Here is a 25,451-nt window from a genome sequence, read left to right as displayed (position 1 = left end):
TATTTCATGCTTATTCTTGAACGACTGGGATTAAGTATGAAAAGAGGGTAGATTTACCGGCTGCTTTTCTATATAGGCATGTTATGATATTATTATCAGGTTGGAGAGTTCGTAATTCCCTCCTCTCGTAAAACAAAACTAGGGACCGTGAAAAACTGTAACCCTATTCTCAGGTTGAGAAGGGCTTTTTCATGCGTCTCCCTTTACTGATTAAAGAAGGGGGCTTTTTTATGTCTTATATGATTCCAAAGAAAGTGGAAGTACTTGGAGAAGATATTCAGAAAAGCGAATTAAAATATCATAATAAACGAGTAGCAGTAACAAAAGAATTTACTTTTGACGCAGCACATCACTTGCATTGCTACGAAGGCAAGTGCAAAAGCATGCATGGTCATACGTATAAGGTCGTCATTACCATCAGCGGATTTGTGAATGAAATCGGCATATCAGTTGATTTTGGTGAAATTAAAACGCTGTTTAAAGAAGTGATTGATTCAAAACTCGATCATCACTATTTAAATGAAGTTCTTCCAAATATGAACACAACAGCTGAGAATATGATTGTTTGGATGTGGGAGCAGTTAGATCAGGCTCTAGTTGAGCGTAACATGAAGGATCATGGTCAGCGCCTTGAAGAGCTCGTTCTCTATGAAACACCAACAAGCTACGCAACGCTAAAGCGGGAATGGATGGAAGACAATGAATAAGTGGTTACTACCAGAACGATCAGAATATATGAAGTGGGAATTACCAATGGTCGAGGTATTTGAAACAGTAGAAGGAGAGGGAACGCGCGCTGGATTTCCAACTGTATTCGTGCGCGTCTTTCACTGTAACTTGCGCTGTAGCTGGTGTGATACGCCATATAGCTATGCACCTGATAAGGCAGAGTACACCGGATCAATTGAAGCAATCGTAGATCAGATTAGCCAATATAAGAGTCGCCAGATTTGTTTCACAGGCGGTGAACCATTGATTCACCGTGAGAAATCAATGGCGTTACTTCAGGCGATGGTTGATCTTCCACATATTGAAGATATTCACATCGAAACGAATGGTGCCATTGACCTTACACCATATGAAGCTGTCCGACTTGAAGATAAAAAGTGGCAAGAGAAGGTACGTTTTGTGATGGATTATAAGTTACCTGACTCAGGCGAACAGCATCGCATGCTTCATGAGAACTTTAACTTGCTTGATACACAAGATGAAATTAAATTCGTTATCGGATCGGACGAAGATTTCACTGTCGCTACCGACGTTGTAGCTAAGCATCATGACAAAGGTCAGGTGCTCTATAGTCCAGTGTGGGAGACGATGCCACCACATAAGCTTGTGGAAAAAATACTTGAAGCAGGCTTAAGTAAAGTAAAGTTAAGTATGCAGCTTCATAAAATCATCTGGGATCCTAATAAAAGAGGTGTGTAACGTGAGTAAAAAAGCAGTTATTGTGTTGAGCGGTGGCTTAGATAGCACAACATGCATGGGGATGGCGAAAGAAAAAGGGTATGAGCTCTACCCAATTACGTTTCATTACGGACAGAAGCATAACCGAGAAGTTGAACAGGCAAAGAAGGTAGCAGAGTACTATGATGCACCAGATCATCGCATCGTAAACATTAGTTTTCTCAATCAAATTGGGGGCAGTGCACTAACGGATGATTCTATCGATGTTCCGAGTGATATGGATGAAGATGAAATTCCGGTAACGTATGTCCCTGCTCGTAATATGATCTTTCTCTCTCTTGCATCTGCATATGCTGAAGTTATCGGAGCGGAAGCAATCTATATAGGTGTTTCAGCTGTCGATTACAGTGGCTACCCTGATTGTCGACCAGAGTTCATTCAAAGCATGAATGAAACAGTGAATCTTGCAACGAAAGCGGGCGCGACAGGCAGTGAGATGAAGATTGAAACACCGCTTATTGACATGACAAAGGCAGATACGGTTAAGGAGGGGCTTCGTTTGAACGTTCCTTATGAACTAACAACCTCTTGTTACAACGGTGAAGAAGAGGCGTGTGGCGAGTGTGATAGCTGTCGCCTGCGGTTGAAAGGTTTTGAAGAAGCACGAGCGGTTGATCCGATTCCGTATAAAGCATAATCATGTATGAAGAAAAGCTGCCGAGAAACCGGCAGCTTTTTATTTTGGACATATTTCGACAAATAGCGGGTGGTGACAGGCACCTGCGAACCTGAGAATTATTCCGGCATGCTTCCACTATACACAGAAGAAGGACGGATGATTCTGTTGTTCTCATTTTGCTCATAAACGTGAGCAATCCAGCCTGCACATCTTGCTGCTGTGAAGGTTGGTGTGAACAATTCTGTTGGTAAGTCGATGGCACGTAGAATCGCTGCTGCGTAGTATTCTACATTCGCATATAAGTTACGATCAGGTTTGTATTCCTGAAGGAGACGTACAGCTGTTTGTTCGACTTCGTGCGCCATCGCAAACTCTTCATCGTCATAGAAGGTTGATGTAATCTCACTAAGTGCTACAGCACGCGGATCTTTTGTTTTGTATACGCGATGACCGAATCCCATGAGCTTTTCTTTGTTATCAAGTTTACGTCTCAATACTTTTTCCACGTCACCATCTTGCTTGATTTCCTGCAGTAAATCGATGACGCCTGTTGGTGCACCTCCGTGAAGCGGACCCTTCATTGCTCCAATGGCTCCAGTAACAGCAGAGGCAAGATCACTTTCTGTTGAGGCAATGACGCGGGCTGTAAATGTTGATGCATTTAAACCGTGCTCCATCGTTAAAATAAAATAGGCAGTCAACGCTTGTACGTGATGATTTTCTGCTCGTTCGCCATTAAGCATATATAAATAATTTCCAACATGTGATAGTGACGTGTCGGGCTCTATGAAAGGTAAGTCATTTTGTGAACGATACCGATAAGCAATAATTGTAGGAACAATTCCAAGTAAACAAATTCCCTCGTCATGCTTAGCTGGAAAGGAGAATTCTTCGCTCCCCTTTGCAGATAACAATGTGCGGATCACTGCCATCATATCCATATTAGCAGGTAATCGATCAATGATTTCTTTCTGAGCCTTTGTTAAAGTTCTTGCCTCACTTAGGCTAGTTGTAAAGCGTTCAAGCTCCTCTGCTTTAGGGTAGGTCCCGTTCCAGAGAAAGTAAGCTGCTTCTTCAAATGACCTCTCTTTTGCTATCTTTTTAGCCCATTCTCCTCGATAGACGAGAAACCCGTTTTTCCCATCTACAAGGCTTATTTTTGAATCAGCTGCAACTATTCCTTCCAATCCAGCATGTATCATACACTCATCTCCTGACTATTATTCTTATTTATAGTCTATCGCTCTTATATAATTATGACTAATAAAGAATAAGTGTATAATTAATAGAGATACGTTATTGATTGGAGTGAGCAAGGTTGAACATCAATTGGTTACGAACGTTTGTCGCTGCTGGAACATATGAGAATTTTAGAGAAACATCAGAGAAGCTTTATCTTGCGCAACCAACAGTGACCGTCCATATTCAACAGCTTGAAAAGCAGATTGGTAGTAAGCTTTTTATGAAAAGTGGTAGACGTGTTGTTCTTTCTGAAGCGGGAAGACAGTTCCTCCCACATGCGAGAGAGATCCTTGAACAATACGAGCAAAGTTTACGACATATGAATGGTTTTAAGCAGGGCTATCATCGTAAATTAACACTGGCTGTTTCGCCACTTATTGCGGCTACTGTTCTTCCATACGTTCTTCAACAATTTATGAAAGATCATCCTTCGATTGAGGTTGTTGTAAAAGTAAGCGAATCAAATGAAATAGGGGAGTTAATATCTAAAAACAAGGCAGATTTCGGATTATCTAGAATGAAGTCCATTCACCCTGATGTTACTAGCGAAAAAACAGGTCCTGATCCCATTGTCCTTGTTGTGCCACATGATGGTGGGGACGCTGAGACAAGTTTGCCTCTTTCGCTTGGAGATTATTGTGCTCATGCTACTCTATTAACCCACAGTCATCCTGGTTATTGGGACGATCTTCTCATTGAATTGCGGAACAGATATGAAGGTATTCGAACAATGGTTGTATCTCAAGTTCATATCACAAAACGATTTATCGAGGAAGGACTCGGATTCTCCTTCCTACCTCGTTCATCTGTCCAACGAGAGCTTTTAGAAGGAAGAATGCTGCAAGTTGATACAAATGAAGTTCGATTACCATTCGTTCATACGTACTTGGTTTATCACCATTTATCAGAGGAAACAGAGATCTTTAAGGAGTTTATTGAGAAACATATGCACTAAAAAACCCGAACAGCGTCCTGAACGGGTTTGTCTCTTATTTACCGAGTGTGAAATAAGAGTGTGGGATGGGTACGTGCTATAGTACCTAATGGCTAGCTTACACGTAAGTATAGTTTGTGTACATTTGGTGTAAGTATACATTTAATATGTGGTTAGTCCCCAAATCATCCAACCTGTTGTTTCTTTTGTTGCAAAAAGGTGCATGCGAACAGGCAATTGTCCTGATTGTTTTGTGAGTAGAATGTCGATAAGGTAGGAACTTGCAGCGATCTTTTGTTTACATGCACTAACAGCAGGAGAATAATAGGGAGAACCTTTCTTAAGAGGGGATATGGTAAGAATTTGCCATGACTTCGCACCTTGAGTGGATGCCATTAGACTCGATACAAATAACGTTGCTTTAGAAGTGAGTCCCTTTTGGGAGAGCTTGCTTAGCTTATTTGAATCAGGACATTTCCCTTGTACAAGTTGAACTGGACCTGCTGCATGAGACTGTAGTGGAGTAATGAAAAGAAAACCTATAAGTAGAAAAGATAATAATCGAAGCATCCTATTTGCCACCTTTCTACTTTTACCGTGTCCAGTTTATCTAAACTCTATACATCGAATGGGAATGTATGTTCTGTTTATGGTACACTAAAAATAGGGGGGATACACGTTGAAACCTTCTGTTCAAACCCGAACTTCGCGATCGATACTAACGAAAGGGAGCGGCTTTTTACATGGTTACAGCCATACATTAAATCCATATGCTGGATGTGCATTTGGCTGTTCTTATTGTTATGTACGCAGAATGCCAATTGCTCTCTTTCGTGAGGAAGATTGGGGAGAATGGGTAGATATTAAGGAAAATGCAGTTGAACTTGTGAAAAAAGAAATACCAAAAGCTCGGAAAAAAGGGAAAGTATCTATTTTCATGTCGTCTTCAACTGATCCATACCAACCAGTTGAGTATAATACAGGTTTAACGAGAGGATTACTTGAAGCAATGGTAGAAGAACCGCCTGACTTTTTGTTTCTTCAAACACGGTCACCTCTTGTTTCACGAGATATTGATTTATTAAAGGTGTTAGGAAGCCGTGTCATGGTTAGCCTAACAATTGAAACGGACCTTGATTCAGTTAGGAAAATCTTTGCCCCTTCTGCACCTCCGATCGCAGCACGATTAAATGCGCTCAAGGAATTGAGAAGAGAAGGTATACCTTCCCAGGCTGCTATTGCTCCATTGCTACCATGTTCAGAAGAATTTCCTGACAAGCTATCCGACGTAACGAATCGCATTACGCTAGATGACTTTTTTATGGGAGATGGAAGTGGGGGAAATCGAACAGAACAGCTTGGCATTCGTAAGTTGTTTGAAGAGAATGGACTCTCTGATTGGTATGATCGCAGTACGTATTTAAAAATAAAGAAGCGGCTAGAAAAAACGTTTGCTGATGATGCAATCTATATATCCCAAAAAGGTTTTTTCCCACCTGATCAATTGTAAGAGGATATAGTAAAAAGCTTGAGGATGTTTAAATCCCCAAGCTTTTTTAACTTCCAGTTCATTTACTTCAACTTCTGAGCTTTCCCGGTAAGAATTTTGAGATGGTCATTTTCGTAACCGACTTGATAGGTGACATTATAAAGTGCAGTTGTTGTCTTTTGATCTTCTGTTCGTTCTTCAGCTTTAATCGTAGCTGTAACTTTTACTTCGTCATTCGTTTGATTTAAGCTTCCAGTCGTGTTGGAGACTTCAACGTGAACCGTATGAATATAACCACTTCTGAAATCCTCATAAGACATTTCACTTTGCCAGCGACTGCCTAATAGTGAGTAAGCTGTAACGTAATCTTGAGTTGATAAACTTTCATAAAAGTAGCCAATTAAATATGTCGCGTTATCTTTGTAATCTTCTCCAGTTAGACCTTGAGGTGTAACAATAACTTCATGGCCCTCACTATCAACCGTAATTTCTACAGGCTCCTCTGACCAACCTTTAATCTCGTCAATCACATTTGGAAGAGGAATACTAAATCCGATTGCACCCGAGTCAGTTCCTGCTGAGTTAATTGCAATTGCTTCTCCTGTATCTGCGTCAATTAGAGGTCCACCGCTGTTTCCATTCGTTATCGGTGCAGATATTTGGTAAATGTGTTCGTATCGATATGGCTCTAGGATGAACTCACGATCAAGTCCGCTGATGATTCCTGTTGTGACTGTATTTTGTAAGCCAAGAGGACTGCCAAGAGCAATAATCTCATCACCAACTTCAGCCATTCGTTCTTCAGCTACCACTAGTGGTTCGGTTTCTTTTAAGCCAGGAACACGGATGACAGCGATGTCTGTCGTGTCCCCCATACCAATAATTTGCGCTTCGAACTGTTTGGCATCAGAGGTTTTCACAGTGATTTTCTCAGCACCATCCACAACGTGAGCGTTTGTTATAACATCGCCAGTAGTGTTATAAAGGAAGCCAGATCCAGAAGAAGTATCGTCATCTTTAAGTTGTGCTTCAATTTGTACAACACTTTTTTGTGTTTCGTGAATAATGGATTTTAAATCAGTAGATTTATCTGATTCTGTTGGTGTCTGTACCTTTTCACCGAGAGATGAAGTAGCGTCAACCTCATTCCCGTTGTAGTAATCGTGTAAGCAATAAAAACCCACGCCAGTGCCAATCAGTAGAAAAAGGGAGCTGACTATTGATACTAGTAAAGAACGTTTCATATAAATCCCCAAGCCCCTTTTCGTTAGTTCAAATACCATGTGAAATGATCAACTTCAACTGTGAATTGATCTAAATTCTTCTCGTCTTTCCCGACATCGTATATCATAAAATCAAACTTTCCCGTATCGTCAGGATAAAGCTCGTCAGGATTAATATACACTTCGCCTTTATCAAATTGTTTGCCATCTGCATCTAGAACTCGATAAGAAGCTCCAATGGAGTTGACCGGAACTGTGGCTTTGCTTTTTACGCTTCCTGTTACTTTTAATTCGTTGTAATCTGTAACGGTCGTTTCTAAATCGATAAGCTCAATAGCACTAGTTTGGTTCATTTCTTCTTCTTTTGCTGCAGCTACCATAGCATGCTCGATTCGTTTTTGTTGTTCTTCTTCAAAAGCGGTTCTTCGCTTTTCAATAACGGTCTTTAGATTCAATAATTTCTCATTTTCCTTGTTAATTTGAAGTCCCTCTTCAACAGAGTCCAATGCTTTTGAAAAATGATTATCTTTAAGGTAGTTATTTACTTCGTTAATGGAAAAGTCGACTATTTGATTCCTAATTTGTCCAGCAACTTCCTGTGCTTCGTCGACTTGTAACGTTTCAGCTCTCGTTAGAACTGGTTTAAGATCGTCAATTGATTCTTTTCCTTTCATATCAAACTTTAACTCTGAAACCATAACAGTCGTCCTAGCAGAAACAATTTCTTCTTGAATAGTAGTAAATAGAGGACCATTATAGGGTGCTGAACTTTGTTCTGCATTATTAACAAGTTCCATGGCTTCTGTAAAGTTATCATTTCGTCGTGCTTTATTTGCTTTACTGAGTGTATCGTTCACTTTCATTGCTGTTGAAACCATATTTTCATTCGTTTCCGCTGCTGGAAAACGAGAACGTTTTTGTTTTGCTTCTTCGAATTTTTGTAGAGCTGCCTTCAAGTCGCCTTCTATAGCTAATTTTTCTCCCTGTTCAAATGAACGAATCGCTGCTTTGGTTACAGATTCTTCATAAAGGTAATACCCTGTAAGACCACTACCAAGAAAGAGAAAAATCATTATTGGCATCCATCTCCATAGGAAAGAGCGCCTTTTTTGTTCGTTGGATTGAAATACTAACTCTTTTCCGCAGGAAAAACAAAATTGGTCGTTTTCATTCCTCTTTTTTCCACATTGTGAACAGTACATTCCTATTCCACCTGCTTTCAATCTCCGTAACTAGTTATATTTTGACACAAATAGTTAAGAAGGGAAATATCTTTCAAAGCGATGTTGACGAATTGAAATATAAAGAAATTTTCACGCAAATTAGCTCGTTTCTAGACTTTTAAAATAACTTATTTTGTAATGTTTTTTATGATGCAATAGTAGTGATTTATTTCAATTAGAAGAAAACTAATCTTAACGTCATAGGAGTAAAGTAGTGAATCACGAAAATATGATGTATTTCAACCGTTCGGACTAGGTTTGACGTACCTGTTCACATGAATAATCGTTTGATAAGATGTTTTCAAGACCCCCTTTCAAATATTCCGTTACCAGGAAGACCGGCATTTGCCGGTCCTTTTTTTGGTCTTTTTTTGTAGAAAGTAGATTTATTGTCTGTTTTCCAAAAAATATAAAAAGCTTCACCGCTCGCCCCATGGAAAGCTGGTAGGAGCGGAAATTAACCCACTCATATAGCAACAATGTTTACGAAAAAAGCCTTTAATTTTGAAACCATATCGGTGGCTCTTTCGTCAAATATAGGTGAAACCCTTATTCCCTTAGATGCAGCTACTAGGAGATTCTCCAAGTGGCTGCTTTTTTTGTTTATCAGAACTCACTGATTGCAAGGATACAGAAAACTTGTTATACTAACTAACGAACGGTAGGCAATCGCCTGCTTTTTTATAATGTATCAACCTAACGATCGGTAGGTGTTTTGGATGAAAGAAGAATCGACACAAAACAAGATTAAAGATACAGCTCTCTCTTTATTTGCTCGTAAAGGCTTTGAAGGAACCTCTCTCTCTGATATAGCGTCAGGTGTTGGGATCAAAAAGCCTTCTCTATATGCTCACTTTAAAAATAAAGAAGATCTTTTTCTAGGTGTCATTTACAAAGTAACTGTTGATTACAACGAGTTCTTTGCAAATGAAGCGGAAAGGCTGAATGGTGAATCGCCAGAAAATCAGTTATATTACCTTTTAGTTAAGAATACTGAGTATCTGCGTAATGATGAGCTAGGTCTTATTTTTAAACGAATGATGCTTTTTCCGCCAGAATCATTAAGAGAAGAGATTTATCAAATGTTTGAGAAAACAGAAGAAGTGATGAAGAGTGTGATTAAATCCATTCTTATGCAAATGGATCGGCACAAGGATTGGGAGCAGGTGTTTGATGCGTATTTATGCTTGTTGGACGGAGTCTTTGAGCAAGTATTCTATTACTCACCGGAAGAGCACCAGAAACGTTTAGAAAACTCGTGGAGCCTTTTTATTAATGGTGTTCACTGTAGAACGGAGGGGAAGTAATATGGCTTGGATGTACCTAGTGATGGGTGGACTATTAGAGGTCTTGTGGGCTATAGGATTAAAATACTCAGATGGGTTTACTCATCCGCTCATTAGTGTGTTAACAATCATGGGGATTGCAACGAGTTTCTACTTTTTTGCAAAAGCGTTAAAGTATTTACCTGTAGGAACGGCTTATGCGATTTTTACAGGACTAGGTGCTGCAGGAACAACCATTATTGGGATGGTGTACCTAAATGAATCGGTTAGTCTTATTAAAGTATTTTTTATCTTATTACTCATTTCTTCGATCATTGGATTGAAGTTAAATTCGAAAGAAGAAGCATAGGAGGGATTTAGTATGGCGTGGATCGCATTAATGATTGCAGGTCTTGGTGAAGTTGGCGGTGTCATTAGTTTAAAATTATCTGAAGGATTTACAAAGCTAAAACCTTCTGTCTTCACAATTCTTTTCGGAGGATTAAGTTTCTTTATGCTTTCTCTTTCTCTTAAAGCACTTCCTGTAGGTACCGCTTATGCGATTTGGACTGGGATTGGCTCAGCTGGGAGTGTTCTGATTGGAATGTATTGGTTTAAAGAACCTAGAAATAGAATGCAGTTACTGCTTATAACGTGCGTTATTATATCAGTTGTAGGATTACGCGTAGTAGAGGGTTGATTTTATCAGATCATTCAGATAAGATAAAAGTATTAATTGGAGGAGGTGAGGTAGAGATGTCAAACGCTTTTGTTCGTACGGATTTTATGGAATTTGTTTCAATTTGCCGTGCGATTATTCATGGAGAAGTTGCTAACGGGATAAGTCTGTCCAATAGTAACTTCATATGAAACAAAGCGTAAGGCTCTCTTACCCTGCTTCAGGCGGAATGAATAGGTAACAAGAGGAAGAGAGCGGCATTCCATGTCGTTCTCTTTTTCATATACGTTACGTTTGTCAAACTAACGTAAAAAGATACCAAGTATAGCCACAGGTGAGGTGTATCCTTATCTGTGGCTTTTTTTATACATTTTTATACTGAAAGGATGAACTGGTGATGATGGTTTGCACAGCACAATCAATTAGCAAAATGCTAGGCGGAAATAGTATTTTTGAAGATATTACCTTTGAAATTAATGAGAAGGAGCGCGTAGGTATTGTCGGTAGGAATGGCAGCGGGAAAACGACGCTTTTTCAATTGCTTGCTGGAATCGAAGAGGCTGATAAAGGCATGATTCACTATAAAAAAGGAACTAAAATTGGCTATTTAGCTCAGATTCCAGATTATCCAGGATATACGGTCACAGCTGTTATGAGACAGGCCTTCGAGCATCTTGAAGAAATGGCAAACCGAATGCGTGAGCTCGAAAGTGTGATGGCGAATGGAGATGAAAGTGACAGAGTTCTAAAAGAATATGGTCAAGTACAAGATGAATTTACAAGGAAGGGGGGATATGAGATCGAACCCGCGATACAAAATGTGGCGAATGGTTTAGGTATTGAGGATTTGTTATCAAGTTCATTCGAGCAGTTGAGCGGTGGAGAGAAAACGAAAGTAACGCTCGGGTTAATGTTACTTCAAGAGCCCGAATTACTTCTACTGGATGAGCCGACAAATCATCTTGATGTTGAAGCGGTAGAATGGCTTGAAACTTTTCTGAAGCAATACAACGGAACTGTCCTGATTATTTCTCATGATCGTTATTTCCTTGATGAAGTAGTAACCAAGATTATTGATTTAGAAGAAGGAGAGCTTTCTGTGTATCACGGTTCATACACGGAATTTGTTAAACAAAAAGAAGAAATGCTTCTCGCAGAATTTGCGGCTTATCAAGAACAACAAAAGAAAATCAAAAAGATGAAAGAAGCGATTAAACGTTTGAAGGAATGGGCAAATCAAGCAAATCCCCCAAATGCAGCGCTTCATAAACGAGCTCGTAATATGGAGAGAGCTCTTGAGAGGATAAATAAGATTAAACGACCTGTACTTGAACGTAAGAAAATGGGGCTTGCTTTCGATGTAAATGATCGAAGTGGAAAAGATGTTATTACATTTGAAGATGTCTCTGCTGGATATGACGGGGAACACCTGCTGGTACATGTGGATTTGCACGTTCGATACAAAGAAAGAGTGGCGATTGTTGGAAGAAACGGGAGCGGCAAAACGACTTTACTAAACGTTCTTCTCGGCAACCTAGCGCCTGAGAAAGGAAAGGTCAGTATCGGTGGGAGTGTGAAGGTTGGTTATCTTTCTCAACATGTTCTTGAAGATCGTGGTGAAGAAAGAGTGCTGGATGTCTATCGTGAGACGGCAAAAGTTTCTAAGGGAGATGCAAGACATGCCCTTGCGAGGTTTCTATTCTATGGATACAACGTTTTTGCAAAGATTTCGTCCTTAAGTGGCGGTGAGAAGATGAGACTTCGTCTAGCTCAGTTGATGAGTAAAGATCTTAACTTACTCGTTCTTGATGAGCCGACAAATCATCTTGATATTGATTCAAGAGAAGTGTTGGAAGATGCACTTGATAAGTTTCCTGGCACAATTATTTGTGTATCGCATGATCGGTATCTTTTGAATAAATGTTTTCCAGTAACGTATTGGCTAGATAATGGGAAGCTTCACCATTATGTCCATCCTTATAGTGAGGCGAGGGAGAAGCATACACAAGTTATCGAAGCTGCTTGCGAAGAACCTAGACAAGAAGTGAAGCAAGAGACAAATCCTAAATATGAGAAGAAAAAAAGTCTAAATGAAGGACAGATAGAGGATCAAGTAGAAGAACTTGAGAAAAAGATATACGAGGTCGAGGTGAAGCTAGGCCAAGTACAGGAACAAGAGGAAATGGTAGCGCTCTACGTTGAGAAGGAAAAGCTAGAATTAGAACGTGAAGAACTATATAGCATGTTATTGGAGGAAAAGTGATGAGTGAGATGAATGCAGTAGATAGAGTATGTCTGCCGCATACAATTACTAGTCTTATAACCGATTTTCGAGATTTAGGAGTTAAGGAAGGTATGACGCTAATCGTACATTCTTCCTTAAGCTCATTAGGTTGGGTTTCCGGTGGAGCAGAGGCTGTCATTCGGGCACTTATGAAAGTTGTTGGTGAAAGTGGAACCATTGTCATGCCAGCTCAGTCAGCGGGAAACTCCGATCCGGCAGGATGGATTAACCCACCAGTTCCTGAATCGTGGTGGCCGATTATTAGGGAGTCAATGCCAGCTTTTTGTAAAGAGACGACGCCAACGCGAGGTATGGGCGCAATTGCAGAGCTTTTCAGAAGCTTTCCAGGTGTTGAGCGAAGTAATCATCCTATGTATTCGTTTGCTGCATGGGGAAAAAATCGAACGTATATTACAGAAAGCCAGCCTCTTGCTAGTGGTTTTGGAGAGGAATCACCACTAGCGAAAATATATCAACTTAATGGAAAGATTCTGATGATTGGAGTAAGTCATGAGAGTAATACATCGCTCCACCTGTCTGAACATGCTGGTTCGAAGTCACAAGTAACAAAATCAGCAGCAATAGTAGAAGAAGGAAAACGTGTGTGGAAAACCTATCGTGAAATTGACTATGATTCAGATCGTTTTGATGAAATTGGATTTAATTTTGAAAGTCAAAAAGACTATAGAGTAATGAGGATTGGAAACGCAACATGTAAACTAATTGATCAGAGAAGTCTGGTGGATTTCGGTCAAAGGTGGTTTAAAGAGAAATCTAGGAAGTCTTAATTGTAGGATCGTATCTTACTTTATCTATTAAAACGATTGCCAAGAAAAAATCTCCTATCTAAAGGGGTTTTTTTCGTTGTATTCTGCTCACTAAGAAGGAAATTGAGTATTTATCCCGAATTTTATTTAAGTGATATTATCCCTCTAAAGACCCAAAACGTCATGAAGAATAAATCATAAAAGGAGAAGCTTATGACTTCAAATGACACTCATGCACCATCTATTAATTCGAGCCTTCCTCCTGAAATTAAGCAACAGGGATTGGGGGATACGATAACAAATCTTATAAAATACTATGAATTCTCAACAACAGCCGTAGTCGTTCAAAAGAACGGTATGTGGGTATATTTAAACCCTTCTGCGCTGCACCTTCTTGGATATGAGCATCTTAGTGAAGTTCAAGGAAAGTCGATTTGGGACTTTATCGTTAAAGCGGATCAACAGATGGTTTCAGAAAGAATAAAAGCTTCAATAAATGGAGTGAATCCAGGAACGCATGAGCAGAAATGGTTCAAAAAGGATGGATCGATTATTCCTTTAGAAATAACGGCGGTTCCTGTCGAGAATTTCTTGGGGCAAACTACAGCTATTATTAAAAAGGTGAATCAAGAAAGCCAACACGTGCGAGACACTCTACAGCATTATCAATTGATTACCGAGAATATGAATGAAATCGTAAGCTTATTGGATCGTAGAGGAAACTTACTATACGTTTCACCTACGTACAAAGAATATTCCAAAGATGGAATTCACAATGAGATTGGTCAAAGCGCTATTAAATATGCTCATGAGGATGATAAAGAATTCCTGAAAAGCGAATTCTTAAAACTGCTTAAATATAGAGAACCTCAAACACTACAGTATCGTTTGAAGAAAACAGATGGAACCTATCGATTCATTGAGTCGCAAGTTACCTGTATTTATGGTCAAGCAGATTGTCAATTCATTGTTGTATCAAGAGATGTTACCGATCGCCATCTTGCTGAATCGAAGCTACGCATAAGTGAACTTAAACATCGAATGATTCTTGAACATAGTAATGATCTAATATGCTTGATGAGCGATGAAGGTGTTGCAGTATATGCATCATTATCATATAAATCTCTTTTGGGTTACGAACAGGATGAAGTAGTAGGAAAAGATATTCTCTCATTTATCCATCCAGAAGATTACGAGAAGTGTCAGAAGGCAATTGTGAAATTAACAGAAACAAAACAACCGGTTACAACTATCTATCGCAAAATGCATGCATCTGGTCATATTCTTACGCTAGAAGCAAAAGGGATGGCTGTGTTGGACGATCGCGGAGATGCGAACCACTTTGTATTTATTTCCAGAGACATTACCGAGAAAATTAAATTAGAACAGTATAGAGAAAACATCGAGAAGTTAGCTCTTCTTGGCGATGTAGCAGCTGGATTTGCCCATGAAATTCGTAATCCTCTTACTTCTATTAAAGGTTTTATTACCTTACTTGCAGAAGAAAGAAAAGAAAGTGAACGTGGTTATCACCAAATCATCGAAAATGAGCTTGAGAAGATAGAGGAAGTAGTGAATGGCTTTATTGCACTTGCCAAACCTCAAGCTGGTGACATAGCAGAAGTCAGTTTGCTTAAACTTGTAAAGAACGCCATATCAGTGCTAACTCCGCAAGCTTCATTAAAAAATATAAGAATAAACATTAACAGCCAACTTAAATCAATCATTATCCGTTGTCAAAGAAACCAAATGAAGCAGGTTTTTATAAATATTCTAAAGAACGCCGTTGAAGCCATTGAGCAAGACGGTCATATTGATATCATTCTTGAAGAACAACAGGATCGAGTATGTGTCATTATTCATGACAATGGAATAGGGATCGAAGAGGAACGCTTGCAGCGAATTGGAGTTCCATTCTATACGAATAAAGAAAAAGGAATTGGGCTAGGTATGACGGTGAGTAATAAAATTATCACAGAACATAAAGGTCAACTAAAGGTAGAGAGCAAGCCAGGTGAAGGCACGAAGGTAGTAATCGATTTGCCGAAATATCCTTTTAAATAAATGTATAATTGCCTCCTATTGTGATTTGGAATAGGGGGTTTTATTAATTGGCAAGAAAGATAGATATAAATCAGCTAGGAAAAGAGAGGGTACTTATGACTGAATGTATTGGGATTGACGCAGGTGGAACGCTTATTAAAGTCGTTTACAAAGAAAGAGACGAGTACCTCTATCAAACATTTTTATCGAATGAAGTGGAGAAGCTAGTGAAATGGATCAATGAGTGGCATCCTAACGCAAAATTAAAGATTACAGGTGGAAAACAAGAAAACATCTCTAAGCTTCTTCATAATCCCCATGAACTGATTGATGAATTTGAGGCAACGACAATTGGTATTAAAGAGGTTTTGAAAAGAGCTGAACTCTATCTACCTGAAAAATATTTACTTGTTAACGTTGGAACAGGCACGTCCATTCATTCAATGATAGGTGAAAATTCTGAACGTCTTGGTGGTAGCGGTATTGGTGGAGGCACGCTTATGGGCCTAAGTTATCTGTTAACAAGACAAAAGCAGTTTGAGGAAATAATGTTACTCGCGGAGAAAGGGAAACGAACAGGAATCGATTTGAAAGTAAGAGATATTTATGAAGGAGATAGATCTCCAATCAGTGGCGATTTGACGGCAAGTAACTTTGGGTTTCTTGAACGAATGACAGGCGAGGAATTACAAGAAGACATTCTTGCATGTTTGGTTGGTATGATTTCAGAGGCGGTTTTGATGATGGTGATGCCATTTGCAAAAGCGATAGAATCATCAACGATCGTGTTCATTGGGTCAACCTTTCACAATAATGCTTTGTTTAAGAAACAGCTTCAACGATTTGAAGACTTATTTGAACTAAAACTCCACTTTCCGTTTAATGGACAATATAGTGGTGCGCATGGAGCTTTGTTGTATTAAAAATGAGGGGAGAATCCCCCTCATTTAGCATACTCATGTACTTTTAAAACGTTGTTCGAACAAATTTGATTTCTTCCTTTTCGTTTTGCAGTGTATAGTGCTTGATCCGCTTTACTATAGAATTTGTCCGGGGAGACAATGGTTTCAGGGTAAGTAGCAACGCCAATTGATGCTGTGATATGGATATTCTCTTCAGGATTAACTTTGAACGTATGGTTCTCAATGATCGATCGGAGTCTTTCCCCTATTTCTAACGCGGTATCATGTGGGGAGTTGAGAAGTAATAATGTAAACTCTTCTCCGCCGTTCCGAGAAACGATATCCTCATGACCAGCTGCTTCTCTAAGGACAAGTCCAAACTGCTGAAGAACGGCGTCTCCTGCTGAATGGCCATAAGTATCATTGACATTCTTAAAGAAATCAATATCAATGACAAGAAGAGAAAGTGGCTGATCATTAGATTTGGAGTCGTGAATGGCATTGTTAAGAGCTTCATCAAAACTTCTTACGTTATTTAGACCAGTTAGTGGATCAATTGTTGCACTACGTTTGTATTGACTAAATAGCTGATTCATTTTCCGTAAATGTTCTGTTGTATAAATCGCCATTAATCCTGTAATCATAGACGTTATCCAGAAGAGAAAATTAATCTGATTAGAAAGGCCTGAGAGTTTTAGTAGGAAATACACAATAAGGATACTAAAAACAACATTTGAGTAGATTAACATCCAGAATGCTTTTGTTAGAATCTTTGCATTCCATTTACGCAATACGAGGTATCCTAAATAAAGTGAAGTCATTAATCCAAATGAGAAAAAGGATGAAACATTCACACCAATGATAAATCGAGCTGTTTGTATGACTACTAGGGCTATTAAACCAGGTAAAGTACCGCCATAAAGCGTCACAACAAGCAATGGAATATGTCTAAGGTCAACGATTGTCGCATCGTTTACTTTAATACTAAATATCATAAGGAATATGCTGATCATACCTGCATACAAACCACTAAAAACCTTTCTTTTAATAGAGGATGGAAATTTCAAATCGTCATCTCGAAAGACCTGGAAATAAATAAATATTAAAGCAAGTACAATCATCATGTTGATAAAGAAATCTTGTAGCAATTGCAAACGGGTACACCTCTTAGTGATCTATGTATAGTTTGACTTAATTTTACCATTTTTCAACAAAAATGGTCTCGTGTTTTCTTAATTTGTTGTTCATGAAGTTTCTCATCTAAGAAAATATGATTTAATAGAGACAACGAAAGGATGAGAGAATATGCCATGGATTAAACCAGCTAAGCAATCAGATTTAAAGGGGATGGAGATCTACAGCGAACTCGATCAGCCTGTTCCTGTATTTAATCGTCTTATCGCAAGGAGCCCTGAAATTTTTTCAGCATTTATGCCTCTTGCATCCGCAGTGAAAGCGGGGGTTCTAAGTGAATTTGAAACCGAAACGGTAGTTGTATTCGTTTCTAAACAAAATGGCTGCAACTTTTGTTACAACGGTCACGGCTCTTTACTGAAAGAGATTAGTGGAAATGAAGAAATCTTAGAAGATCTCAATGAATATCAAGAGTCTAGTTCATTTCCAGATCACCTAAAGCATATATTGGTTTATGCCGAGAAATTAGTAACAAGTCCACAAGACTTGAAAAAGGAAGATATCAAGAGGTTATTGGAAGATGGTTATTCTGAAAAAGAAATTGTTGAGATTAATCAATTGATTTCCTATACTTCTTATACGAATCAGACGTCAATTGGTCTTGGATTATAGAAATAATGAAGCTCTAAATGTAAGCCATCTTACATCTAGAGCTTTTTACTTTGCTTCACAGAAAAGAGGATGTTATATTGTTTTTGTACCAACTGGTTGGTTTTGATTCAGCTTCTTCATTCATATGAAAGCTGATCCACTCGGATACGATAGAATTCTAGGTCCCCTTGAATCACTATTTAGGAACATGTTATAGTTGACTGTACCAACTGGTCGGTTATAAATGTTTTAAAGTAGGTGATGTTATGACAAATCGTAAAGAAGAGATTATCTCAGCTACCGCAGGCTTAATTCATGGAAAAGGGTATGAGAGTACTCGATTGAGCGATATATTGTCTGAAGCTAATATAGGTAAAGGGCAGTTCTATCATTATTTTTCATCCAAGCGTGATCTTGGGATTGCGGTTGTTGATCATTTCGTTGAAACCTGGCAACGAGATCTCATTCAGAACATCTTGCAAACCGATGATTCTGCGAGAAGTAAGCTGGATAAAATGCTTTCTTGGGCTATTCAATACCATGAATCACAAGCTAATATGCATGGATGTCCGTTTGGCAATCTTGCTCTTGAAATGAGTGAGCACGACGAAGTGTTTCGTGAGAAAGTGAATAAACTTCTTCATGATTGGATTGAGAGTCTTGAGAATGTCGTTGAAAACCTTGTTGATGATGAGCCTTTGAAGCATGCGCAGTCTATTGTTGCACAGCTTGAGGGAGGCATATTACTGATGAAGAACTACCAGGATATTTCAATTTTGAAAAACATTGCGGATACGATTCGGATCCACTATTTACAAAAATGAAGGGAGACATGACATATGTCTAAAATGATTGAGAAAATTACAGCAGTATCAAAAGGAATGAACACAGTAGGTGATTCAAAAGGGCATAAAGTTGTTATTGATGAACCAGCTCAAATGGGAGGAACTGACGAAGGTGCTAACCCGTTAGCTTCACTTCTTATCTCGCTTTCAGGTTGTGAAAATGCGATTGCAAACTTTGTTGCAAAAGAAATGGAATTTGATCTTCAGGGTATTGAATTCGATATTCGTGGTGAAATTGATCCACGAGGCATGATGGGTGAAGAAGGTGTCCGTCCTTACTTCCAGAAAATCACGGTTAACGCAGTAGTTGAAACATCAGAGAGCGAAGAGCGCATCCAAGAGCTTCAGCACATTGTTGATTCTCGTTGCCCGATCTACACAACTCTTGTAGCGGCAGATGTTGAAATGGTACCTAACTGGACAAAAGCATAAAATGAAGTCGAAAAAGGAGTTCCTGAATTTCAGGAACTCCTTTTGTTTTGTTACCGATTTACTTGTTATTGTAATAATCAACTACACCCTGGTAGATGCCTTCTGCCAGTTCTTCACGATAAGACTGTGTTAATAGTAGTTGGTATTCTTCGTCATTTGTTAAGAAACCAAGCTCCACCAGAACACTAGCCATTCTAGATTGGCGGATAACAGAAAAGCTTTGGTTCTTCACGCCACGGTCTCTTGCCTCTGTTACTTCAATTAAACGCTTTTGAATACTTTCTGCAAGAGCTTTACTTTCTGCTGAACTGTATTTGTCATACCAGTATGTTTCAATACCATGTGCAGCTTCAGGTCCAGCATTGGTGTGGACACTTACGAATGCATCTGCATTTATGTTATTCGCAATGTTTGATCGCTCTGTTAATTCAAGGAACGTATCATCTGTACGGGTCATAACGACAGTAGCACCTGCTGCTTTTAGCTTCTTCTCAAGATAGAGGGATACATCAAGGTTAATATCTTTCTCAAGAAGTTTGCTTCTGCTAGCACCAGGATCATGGTCACCGTGTCCAGGATCTACCACGATTTTAATATCGTTTAATAGGTTGCTATTTTTCTTGACTAAGTATGCACCATGTACATACGCAGTTTGACCCTGGTACTTTATTTTTGCCCAAGATCCTTCGTAACCGTAGATCGATACTTCAGTATTACGCAACAGTGCTCCAATTTTCGTTCCTGAAACTGCTGGAGCTGTACGAACGTTTAAGCTTGAAGCTGTCACAAAAGCTGTTTCTAGAACAATTTCTTCTACTGGCTGTTTCACTTTATAAGAATCTACAATAGAAGAAGGTAAAGCTAACTCTCCTCCTAATACCATCAACCTAGACGCGTGTTTAGAAAGGAAGGTAGCAATGTCTGGATTAACAGTAGAATGGTGAGATAAAACGACTGGCGCATTGTTCATTTTGGAAATAGATGAAGCAGCAACTGCGTCAGGATAATCTTCTCGATCCGTTTTTGTTGAAGTTCCTCTCGCTACAATAAAAGAATCGCTTGATGGAAAGAAGGCTTCATTTACTGCAATATTTGTTTCAAAGCGATCCTGACCTGCAAGGCGAATAACCTTTTTCCCTTGTTGTTCTAATTGTTTCATTAGATTCCCAGAGAGGACACTTTCGCCACCAATTAAATACACAGTCTTAATCGTAGAAGGAAGAGTCGGTGCCTTCTTGTTGGAAGTTAAATAAATCGGATAGTGTTTAATTGAGGAGACACTTGAAGCTGATAGTGAATCTGCCACATTGTTCCCGTTCACAACGATAGCGGTTGAAGATCGATCTAATCCGGCTTCTTTATTAATCGCTTCAGCTGTAGAATAGCGATTTGATCCTTCAAGTCTTGTAACGGCAAAGCTTTTTTTAAGTTCATTCTCTACACCTTGACTAATAGCGGTTGGTCCACCAAGAATGTAAACTTTTCTAGCTTCTAAACGTTTTAATTCGTTTAGTACCCTTGAATCTAGGGTAGTAGGTTTCGTAAGTAGAACTGGTGCATCTTTAACTCCGACAAGGCCTGAACTTGCGAGTGCATCAAATGGCATGTCAGCACGTGTTAGTATAACTGCTTTTTCTGAATTGGTTAATTTACCAGGTGATACTTTCTTTGAAATCTCTAAAGCAGTCGATATGCGATCGTCTCCGCTTATACGTTCCATGTTGTTGTTCGCAGATGATTCACTTGGAAAAGCCATTCCTATAAATAGTAGTATTGCAATAATAAAAGTAGTAAACATTCTCCGCACGATAATTTCCCCCGATATACTTTTTTCTCTGACCTATGTACGTAGTGACTTTACTAGTTTTTGTGTAAAAGTATGAGCTTAGCTCCTTTCTAAATTTAGTAACCATGGAAAGATTTACTTAACTATTTCTTATATCGGTAGCGAAATTTAGATATTATAGGGTCCTTTTGTACTAATTGAATGAAAAAAGTTGTAATTTGTCAGATCCGTTCTATGTAGAAAGATGTAGATGTTGATTGACAGCGCTATCATATTTCTGTAAACTTAATGGAAATTGAAATGGAAGGGAATGGTTAAGAAGCGATGAAAAACTAATCTTATTTTTCTAGGTCAACTTTCGAATAGCGAAATTGATTTACTGGAGAATAGGATTAGTCTGCCGTTTTTTACCATGTGTAATAGCTTGAAGAGGCTTATTTAGTTTGCTTTCTTCCAAGCTAACCCTATGGAAATCGGAATGACTTGTCTCTCCAGTTAGATGGGAGGCTTTTTTTGTGCTCCCGAAAACCGGATAACGAAATGGGGGACACGTATGAACGTGCTATTGATTAAAGGTTTACAAAAAAAATATGATGATCGCGTATTGTTTGAGAAGGTGAACGTTGCTATTCATCGCGGAGAGCGAGTGGGCATTGTTGGACGTAATGGGGCTGGTAAAACAACTCTTGCAAAAATATTGATAGGTGATGATAAACCAGATAAAGGAAGTTGTGAAGTACGAGGTTCAATCGGCTATTTACGACAATCTACCGACCATGAACCGGTCAAGAATGAAGACACTCGAGATCATTATTCATTCCTTCGAAAAAGGGAAAAGGAACTAGGCTTATCACGCGACCTTAAGGAAGGAAACTTAAACAAGTTAAGTGGTGGAGAGAGGTTGAAATTGTCGCTTGCTCAAGTGTCGTTAACAAATCCCGATCTTCTAATCCTTGATGAGCCGACCAATCATCTCGACTCAATTGGTGTTCAGTGGCTTATCCGTGAGCTTGAGAACTATAAAGGAGCCGTTCTTGTGATCTCGCACGATCGATATTTTCTTGACCAAACCGTTCATCGTATTTTAGAAATTGAGAGCGGTGAACTTCATGAATTTAGTGGAAACTATTCAGCTTATCGTCATGAAAAGAAGCGAAGGTATGAGGAACAGCTTCATCGTTATCGTGTTCAAGAAAAGGAGAAAAAACGAATAGAAGAGCAACTTGCTGGCTTAACGAATTGGTCGGATCAGGCACATAGGCAATCAACAAAACAAGAGGGGTATAAAGAACACTACAGAATGAAGGCGAAGAAGATGGATGCTCAAGTTAAGTCGAAACGAAAGCGTCTTGAAAAGCAACTTCAAAAAAGTGGAGTGAACGAACCTTCTAAAGAGAGTGGAGTTCGCTTTCAGTTTGAATCTGAGAACTCACGTGGAAAAAGAATCTTTGAAGCAATTAATGTAAGTAAACAGTACGATAAACGATGGTTGTTTAAAGAAAGTTCATTTTATATTAAGCATGGTGAACGCGTTGGCATGGTTGGTGAAAACGGGTGTGGGAAAACAACGTTTCTACGTATGATTCTCGGTGAAGAAGAAGTTAGTGAGGGAGAGATCTGGAAAAGTCCAATGCTCAGAATTGGTTATTTATCTCAGGATGTTCATAATCTTGCTTCTCATCAAACTGCTCTTCAGTCACTTGAAGTGGAGACAAGGGATGAGGTTTTTAGAGCGAAATCAATCCTTGCTTCAATGGGTATGGAGCGAAGCCGTGTTAATGTGCCAATTCAGGAGCTAAGTCTTGGTGAGCGAACAAAGGTGAAAATGACGCGACTTCTAATGAACAAATACGATGTTCTCATTCTTGATGAACCAACAAACCACCTTGATTTATCTTCAAGAGAGCAACTTGAAGATACGTTACAGCACTTCAAAGGAACGCTTCTTGTTGTGTCTCACGATCACTACTTCATGGATAAGATTTGTGAGCGTCTACTAGTATTTAAGAACCAGAATGTTAATAGGCTAGAAATGAGTCTATCAGAGCTTCGCGAAAAAGAAAAAAGCACTTCTAGCTTCTCCCAACAGATAGGAGAAAAGAAGATGCTGCTTGATAACGAAATATCCGCTTTAATTAGTGAAATCAGTCTGTTGATGGCTGGCGACCCTAGAATTGCTGAACTAGATAAACGGCTGAATGACTTGTTTAAAGAGAAGAGGGCACTTTAAACGTCTTCCACTGCAAAAAAGCGCTCGATGGAATATAAATCTGCTTTTGGATGGTTTCGGAGAAGCACAAATCCTTCACGCTGTGCTTCATCGAAATTATCATATTCATCTTCAGAATGATAAATAGCTCTACGTTTCTCATTGTATAGTGTAATAGAATAGTATTCTTTGATTTCCATTAAACGTCTCCCCTTTTCATAGTTTTTACTAGTTTTATGCAAATCTCTCATTGTTTATACTAGTAAATTAGCAATTAAGTAGATTTACATGATTGGGTTATACTTGGAGTAATGAGAAAAAGGAGGCAGATGTGTGTGGAGGTTGGAAGAATTAAAGAAATGACGCGTCATCCCGTCAAATCAATGACTGGAGAGAAAGTACAGCATACAAAGGTTATGCCTTATGGTCTATACGGTGATCGGAGTCATGTCCTTCTAGATGAGAAAGAATCATTTTTAACAATTACTCAATTTGCAGATCTAGTTCAATATCGAGCTTCTTTTAGCGGGTCGGAATCACTAGATGCTTATCCGGAACCACATATCGTGACACCGAATGGGCAGAAATATATGTGGAGTGATCTAGAATGGCTTAAAGAAATTGAAAGTAAATCCTTAAGACAGCTATCTAGAAAATCGTATCACCCAGAACATGTACCAATTGGTCCGATTGAAGAAGAACATCTCTTGATTGTGACTGACGCATCTCTTCAGTCACTTTCACAATCATGGGGTCAGGACGTAGATGATCGCCGATTCCGTCCGAACCTAGAAATCAATTTGTTCGAGAAAACCCCTTTTGTAGAAAAAGAGTGGGTAGGAAAGTTTCTCCGTATTGGAGAGGAAGTAATTCTAGAAGTAGTGAAGCCATGTGAACGATGCATGATTATCACTGTCGATCCAGCGGATGGAACAAAGCAACCAGGTTTATTGAAAAAGCTTGTGAAGGAACAGAATAATGTATTTGGTGTGTATGCACGTGTTATTCAAAAAGGGGAAATTTCTACTGGTGATCGAGTGTTTGTTACTGAACAATGACGATTTTGATAGGAATGGAAAGAGAGGGATGAATGAAGAAATTTGGACTATATGGCGGACTATTTCTACTTATGGTGATTTGGGGTTTTAATGTGATTGCAATTAAACTCCTTGTGACTGAGTTTACTCCGATTATGATTCAATCGGTACGTATTTTTTCAGCAAGTCTAGTTGTTTTTGCAGTACTCCTTATCGCTAAAGATCTTAGAAAACTATCGCGCAAAGAAGCGAATTATACGATATTTGGGGCAGTGACAGGGGTAGTTGGCCACCACTCTCTTCTCGCCATTGGTTTAACGGATACATCTGCTTCAAATGCAGGTTTAATTCTCGGGCTTGTTCCGTTAATGACCGCTCTGTTTGCGGTTCTTTTCTTGAAAGAAAGGATGACGTTTCTAAAAGCAAGTGGAATTCTTCTAGCACTTATCGGAGTATCATTTGTCGTTCTAAGCGGAGGCGATGGATTAGGATCTGCTTCAAGTGGAGATTTATATGTTTTCTTATCTGTAACAGCACAAGCTGTAAGTTTCATCTTTATTAAAAAAGGGACGGAAACAATGTCATCAAGACTTATGACAGGGTGGATGCTTCTTGCGGGTTCTAGCACTTTATTTATCATTGGGCTGATAGTTGAGCCTCAAGGGTCTAGTGCACTTCAAGAAGCGACGTGGACCATGTGGCTTATTTTTGCCGTTTCCGCAGTATTCGCTACAGGACTTGGGCATATGTTCTACAACAAAGCAATTTACCACATTGGACCTGGAGAGGCAGCCGTTTTTAATAATCTTACACCGTTTTTTGCACTTCTAGGTGCTGCCATTTTTCTTTCTGAGCCAATAGGGTGGAAGCAGGTCATTGGATTTGTCCTCATAGTAGTTGGTGTTATGCTTGGGACGGGAACAGTTGATTATATAATGAAACGAAGAGAAAGGCGCTACACCAGCCTTCAAAGCTATCCTCGAATGAGGGGATAATATTTCTACATTAATCGTTAGAAATATACGTTTATCAGTTCCCTTTTATTGGGTACGAACATGAATGAAGCCCCGTCTTTGGATGGGATGCTTCGGTTTCCACACAGGAGGGGTCCCATCCACGGGGTGGGGGCCCATTTTTTATGGTCAAATACCGGGTATGTTCTTGTTTGGAGGGTCATATGCCAAAGGAGCAATTGTGGTAAACTTATTAGTAGTACATAA

General features: G+C 39.2%; 26 protein-coding genes. 19 read left to right on the top strand and 7 right to left on the bottom strand.

Translation table 11 applies throughout. The features are described 5' to 3' along the window. Positions 1-230: 230 nt before the first annotated feature. Genes queD through queC form a run of 3 tightly spaced genes read left to right on the top strand, consistent with a single transcriptional unit; the run spans position 231 to position 2,104 of the window. Complete coding sequence (gene queD / locus AB986_RS10290) at positions 231-707, top strand: 6-carboxytetrahydropterin synthase QueD (RefSeq protein WP_048310725.1); 477 nt, start codon at positions 231-233, stop codon at positions 705-707. Then, positions 700-1,428 carry a 7-carboxy-7-deazaguanine synthase QueE gene (locus AB986_RS10285; protein ID WP_048310724.1) on the top strand — a complete coding sequence of 243 codons (729 nt, stop codon included), beginning with the start codon at positions 700-702 and terminating at the stop codon, positions 1,426-1,428. The genes queD and AB986_RS10285 overlap by 8 nt, the downstream gene beginning before the upstream one ends. 1 nt (position 1,429) lies before the next feature. Continuing rightward, complete coding sequence (queC, locus tag AB986_RS10280; protein ID WP_084006484.1) at positions 1,430-2,104, top strand: 7-cyano-7-deazaguanine synthase QueC; 675 nt, start codon at positions 1,430-1,432, stop codon at positions 2,102-2,104. Between the two features lie 98 nt (positions 2,105-2,202). Here the strand turns inward: queC and AB986_RS10275 are convergent, their stop codons facing one another. Next, positions 2,203-3,288: a citrate synthase/methylcitrate synthase gene (locus AB986_RS10275; protein WP_048310722.1), complete on the bottom strand. Its 1,086-nt coding sequence runs from the start codon at positions 3,286-3,288 to the stop codon at positions 2,203-2,205. 116 nt (positions 3,289-3,404) lie between these two features. Here AB986_RS10275 and AB986_RS10270 point away from each other — a divergent pair, with 116 nt between their 5' ends. Beyond that, entirely contained in the window at positions 3,405-4,283 is an 879-nt protein-coding gene (locus AB986_RS10270; protein WP_048310721.1) for a LysR family transcriptional regulator, read from the top strand. Positions 4,284-4,424: 141 nt separating this feature from the next. On the opposite strand, the gene AB986_RS10265 is transcribed toward AB986_RS10270, so the two are convergent. Next, positions 4,425-4,832: a hypothetical protein gene (locus AB986_RS10265; RefSeq protein WP_048310720.1), complete on the bottom strand. Its 408-nt coding sequence runs from the start codon at positions 4,830-4,832 to the stop codon at positions 4,425-4,427. Between the two features lie 109 nt (positions 4,833-4,941). Here AB986_RS10265 and AB986_RS10260 point away from each other — a divergent pair, with 109 nt between their 5' ends. Further along, positions 4,942-5,772, top strand: a complete 831-nt coding sequence (locus AB986_RS10260) for an SPL family radical SAM protein (protein ID WP_048310719.1) — start codon at positions 4,942-4,944, stop codon at positions 5,770-5,772. Positions 5,773-5,834: 62 nt separating this feature from the next. On the opposite strand, the gene AB986_RS10255 is transcribed toward AB986_RS10260, so the two are convergent. Together AB986_RS10255 and AB986_RS10250 are read right to left on the bottom strand one after the other, a co-directional pair. After that, positions 5,835-6,995, bottom strand: coding sequence for a S1C family serine protease (locus AB986_RS10255; protein WP_048310718.1), 1,161 nt, complete (start codon positions 6,993-6,995; stop codon positions 5,835-5,837). 23 nt (positions 6,996-7,018) lie between these two features. Further along, the gene (locus AB986_RS10250) at positions 7,019-8,047 is read right to left on the bottom strand and encodes a hypothetical protein (RefSeq protein WP_048310717.1); all 1,029 of its coding nucleotides are present in this window, start codon (positions 8,045-8,047) and stop codon (positions 7,019-7,021) included. An 869-nt stretch (positions 8,048-8,916) separates the two neighbouring features. Here AB986_RS10250 and AB986_RS21160 point away from each other — a divergent pair. The 8 genes from AB986_RS21160 (at position 8,917) to coaW (ending at position 16,158) form a co-directional block, all read left to right on the top strand. Then, positions 8,917-9,504, top strand: a complete 588-nt coding sequence (locus AB986_RS21160) for a TetR/AcrR family transcriptional regulator (RefSeq protein ID WP_053216121.1) — start codon at positions 8,917-8,919, stop codon at positions 9,502-9,504. A 1-nt stretch (position 9,505) separates the two neighbouring features. Further along, a complete protein-coding gene (locus AB986_RS10240) occupies positions 9,506-9,832 on the top strand; it encodes a DMT family transporter (protein WP_048310716.1) in 327 nt (108 codons plus the stop codon). A 12-nt stretch (positions 9,833-9,844) separates the two neighbouring features. Then, positions 9,845-10,162, top strand: a complete 318-nt coding sequence (locus AB986_RS10235) for a DMT family transporter (protein ID WP_048310715.1) — start codon at positions 9,845-9,847, stop codon at positions 10,160-10,162. Between the two features lie 56 nt (positions 10,163-10,218). After that, positions 10,219-10,332, top strand: a complete 114-nt coding sequence (locus AB986_RS22910) for an RAxF-45 family protein (RefSeq protein WP_321212276.1) — start codon at positions 10,219-10,221, stop codon at positions 10,330-10,332. A gap of 206 nt (positions 10,333-10,538) precedes the next feature. Next, on the top strand, positions 10,539-12,404 hold the full coding sequence (gene abc-f, locus AB986_RS10230) for a ribosomal protection-like ABC-F family protein (protein ID WP_048310713.1): 1,866 nt from the start codon (positions 10,539-10,541) through the stop codon (positions 12,402-12,404). After that, on the top strand, positions 12,404-13,213 hold the full coding sequence (locus AB986_RS10225) for an AAC(3) family N-acetyltransferase (RefSeq protein ID WP_048310712.1): 810 nt from the start codon (positions 12,404-12,406) through the stop codon (positions 13,211-13,213). Before abc-f (AB986_RS10230) ends, AB986_RS10225 begins: the two co-directional genes overlap by 1 nt. A gap of 192 nt (positions 13,214-13,405) precedes the next feature. Then, a complete protein-coding gene (locus AB986_RS21155; protein ID WP_053216120.1) occupies positions 13,406-15,256 on the top strand; it encodes a PAS domain-containing sensor histidine kinase in 1,851 nt (616 codons plus the stop codon). A 47-nt stretch (positions 15,257-15,303) separates the two neighbouring features. Then, complete coding sequence (coaW, locus tag AB986_RS10215; RefSeq protein ID WP_053216119.1) at positions 15,304-16,158, top strand: type II pantothenate kinase; 855 nt, start codon at positions 15,304-15,306, stop codon at positions 16,156-16,158. 20 nt (positions 16,159-16,178) lie between these two features. Here the strand turns inward: coaW and AB986_RS10210 are convergent, their stop codons facing one another. Next, complete coding sequence (locus AB986_RS10210; protein WP_053216118.1) at positions 16,179-17,291, bottom strand: GGDEF domain-containing protein; 1,113 nt, start codon at positions 17,289-17,291, stop codon at positions 16,179-16,181. Between the two features lie 151 nt (positions 17,292-17,442). Here AB986_RS10210 and AB986_RS10205 point away from each other — a divergent pair, with 151 nt between their 5' ends. The 3 genes from AB986_RS10205 to AB986_RS10195 all read left to right on the top strand — a co-directional run bounded on the left by AB986_RS10205 (position 17,443) and on the right by AB986_RS10195 (position 19,199). Further along, positions 17,443-17,943 carry a carboxymuconolactone decarboxylase family protein gene (locus tag AB986_RS10205; protein WP_048310711.1) on the top strand — a complete coding sequence of 167 codons (501 nt, stop codon included), beginning with the start codon at positions 17,443-17,445 and terminating at the stop codon, positions 17,941-17,943. Positions 17,944-18,188: 245 nt separating this feature from the next. After that, positions 18,189-18,746 (top strand): TetR/AcrR family transcriptional regulator, encoded by a 558-nt coding sequence (locus tag AB986_RS10200; protein ID WP_048310710.1) that lies wholly within the window; start codon positions 18,189-18,191, stop codon positions 18,744-18,746. 15 nt (positions 18,747-18,761) lie between these two features. Further along, on the top strand, positions 18,762-19,199 hold the full coding sequence (locus AB986_RS10195) for an OsmC family protein (RefSeq protein ID WP_048310709.1): 438 nt from the start codon (positions 18,762-18,764) through the stop codon (positions 19,197-19,199). 58 nt (positions 19,200-19,257) lie between these two features. Here the strand turns inward: AB986_RS10195 and AB986_RS21150 are convergent, their stop codons facing one another. Beyond that, positions 19,258-20,997 (bottom strand): N-acetylmuramoyl-L-alanine amidase, encoded by a 1,740-nt coding sequence (locus tag AB986_RS21150; protein WP_161797362.1) that lies wholly within the window; start codon positions 20,995-20,997, stop codon positions 19,258-19,260. A 541-nt stretch (positions 20,998-21,538) separates the two neighbouring features. Between AB986_RS21150 and abc-f (AB986_RS10185) the strand changes: the two genes are divergently transcribed. Continuing rightward, positions 21,539-23,215 (top strand): ribosomal protection-like ABC-F family protein, encoded by a 1,677-nt coding sequence (gene abc-f / locus AB986_RS10185; protein ID WP_048310708.1) that lies wholly within the window; start codon positions 21,539-21,541, stop codon positions 23,213-23,215. On the opposite strand, the gene AB986_RS10180 is transcribed toward abc-f (AB986_RS10185), so the two are convergent. Beyond that, positions 23,212-23,394, bottom strand: a complete 183-nt coding sequence (locus AB986_RS10180) for a hypothetical protein (RefSeq protein ID WP_048310707.1) — start codon at positions 23,392-23,394, stop codon at positions 23,212-23,214. The two genes, abc-f (AB986_RS10185) and AB986_RS10180, sit on opposite strands and share 4 nt — an antisense overlap. A 135-nt stretch (positions 23,395-23,529) precedes the next feature. On the opposite strand from AB986_RS10180, the gene AB986_RS10175 reads away from it, so the two are divergent. Further along, positions 23,530-24,252 (top strand): MOSC domain-containing protein, encoded by a 723-nt coding sequence (locus AB986_RS10175; RefSeq protein ID WP_048310706.1) that lies wholly within the window; start codon positions 23,530-23,532, stop codon positions 24,250-24,252. A 32-nt stretch (positions 24,253-24,284) separates the two neighbouring features. Further along, complete coding sequence (locus tag AB986_RS10170; protein WP_048310705.1) at positions 24,285-25,226, top strand: DMT family transporter; 942 nt, start codon at positions 24,285-24,287, stop codon at positions 25,224-25,226. The last annotated feature ends 225 nt before the right edge of the window (positions 25,227-25,451 follow it).

Origin of the sequence: Guptibacillus hwajinpoensis, from assembly GCF_001039475.1 — a bacterium.
In the GTDB taxonomy this organism is placed as follows: Bacteria; Bacillota; Bacilli; order Bacillales; family Guptibacillaceae; genus Guptibacillus; species Guptibacillus hwajinpoensis.
The sequence above is the reverse complement of the archived record's forward strand: the minus strand, read 5'-3'. Positions and strand labels throughout refer to the sequence as shown.

What these genes read in the sequence shown, in the direction of transcription:
- queD (WP_048310725.1), top strand. Translation starts at nt 231, where the DNA reads ATGTCTTATATGATTCCAAAGAAAGTGGAAGTACTTGGAGAAGATATT.
- AB986_RS10285 (WP_048310724.1), top strand. Translation starts at nt 700, where the DNA reads ATGAATAAGTGGTTACTACCAGAACGATCAGAATATATGAAGTGGGAA.
- AB986_RS10275 (WP_048310722.1), bottom strand. Translation starts at nt 3,288, where the DNA reads ATGATACATGCTGGATTGGAAGGAATAGTTGCAGCTGATTCAAAAATA.
- AB986_RS10265 (WP_048310720.1), bottom strand. Translation starts at nt 4,832, where the DNA reads ATGCTTCGATTATTATCTTTTCTACTTATAGGTTTTCTTTTCATTACT.
- AB986_RS10255 (WP_048310718.1), bottom strand. Translation starts at nt 6,995, where the DNA reads ATGAAACGTTCTTTACTAGTATCAATAGTCAGCTCCCTTTTTCTACTG.
- AB986_RS10250 (WP_048310717.1), bottom strand. Translation starts at nt 8,047, where the DNA reads ATGATTTTTCTCTTTCTTGGTAGTGGTCTTACAGGGTATTACCTTTAT.
- AB986_RS21160 (WP_053216121.1), top strand. Translation starts at nt 8,917, where the DNA reads ATGAAAGAAGAATCGACACAAAACAAGATTAAAGATACAGCTCTCTCT.
- AB986_RS10240 (WP_048310716.1), top strand. Translation starts at nt 9,506, where the DNA reads ATGGCTTGGATGTACCTAGTGATGGGTGGACTATTAGAGGTCTTGTGG.
- AB986_RS10235 (WP_048310715.1), top strand. Translation starts at nt 9,845, where the DNA reads ATGGCGTGGATCGCATTAATGATTGCAGGTCTTGGTGAAGTTGGCGGT.
- AB986_RS22910 (WP_321212276.1), top strand. Translation starts at nt 10,219, where the DNA reads ATGTCAAACGCTTTTGTTCGTACGGATTTTATGGAATTTGTTTCAATT.
- abc-f (WP_048310713.1), top strand. Translation starts at nt 10,539, where the DNA reads ATGATGGTTTGCACAGCACAATCAATTAGCAAAATGCTAGGCGGAAAT.
- AB986_RS10225 (WP_048310712.1), top strand. Translation starts at nt 12,404, where the DNA reads ATGAGTGAGATGAATGCAGTAGATAGAGTATGTCTGCCGCATACAATT.
- AB986_RS21155 (WP_053216120.1), top strand. Translation starts at nt 13,406, where the DNA reads ATGACTTCAAATGACACTCATGCACCATCTATTAATTCGAGCCTTCCT.
- AB986_RS10205 (WP_048310711.1), top strand. Translation starts at nt 17,443, where the DNA reads ATGCCATGGATTAAACCAGCTAAGCAATCAGATTTAAAGGGGATGGAG.
- AB986_RS10200 (WP_048310710.1), top strand. Translation starts at nt 18,189, where the DNA reads ATGACAAATCGTAAAGAAGAGATTATCTCAGCTACCGCAGGCTTAATT.
- AB986_RS10195 (WP_048310709.1), top strand. Translation starts at nt 18,762, where the DNA reads ATGTCTAAAATGATTGAGAAAATTACAGCAGTATCAAAAGGAATGAAC.
- AB986_RS21150 (WP_161797362.1), bottom strand. Translation starts at nt 20,997, where the DNA reads ATGTTTACTACTTTTATTATTGCAATACTACTATTTATAGGAATGGCT.
- abc-f (WP_048310708.1), top strand. Translation starts at nt 21,539, where the DNA reads ATGAACGTGCTATTGATTAAAGGTTTACAAAAAAAATATGATGATCGC.
- AB986_RS10180 (WP_048310707.1), bottom strand. Translation starts at nt 23,394, where the DNA reads ATGGAAATCAAAGAATACTATTCTATTACACTATACAATGAGAAACGT.
- AB986_RS10170 (WP_048310705.1), top strand. Translation starts at nt 24,285, where the DNA reads ATGAAGAAATTTGGACTATATGGCGGACTATTTCTACTTATGGTGATT.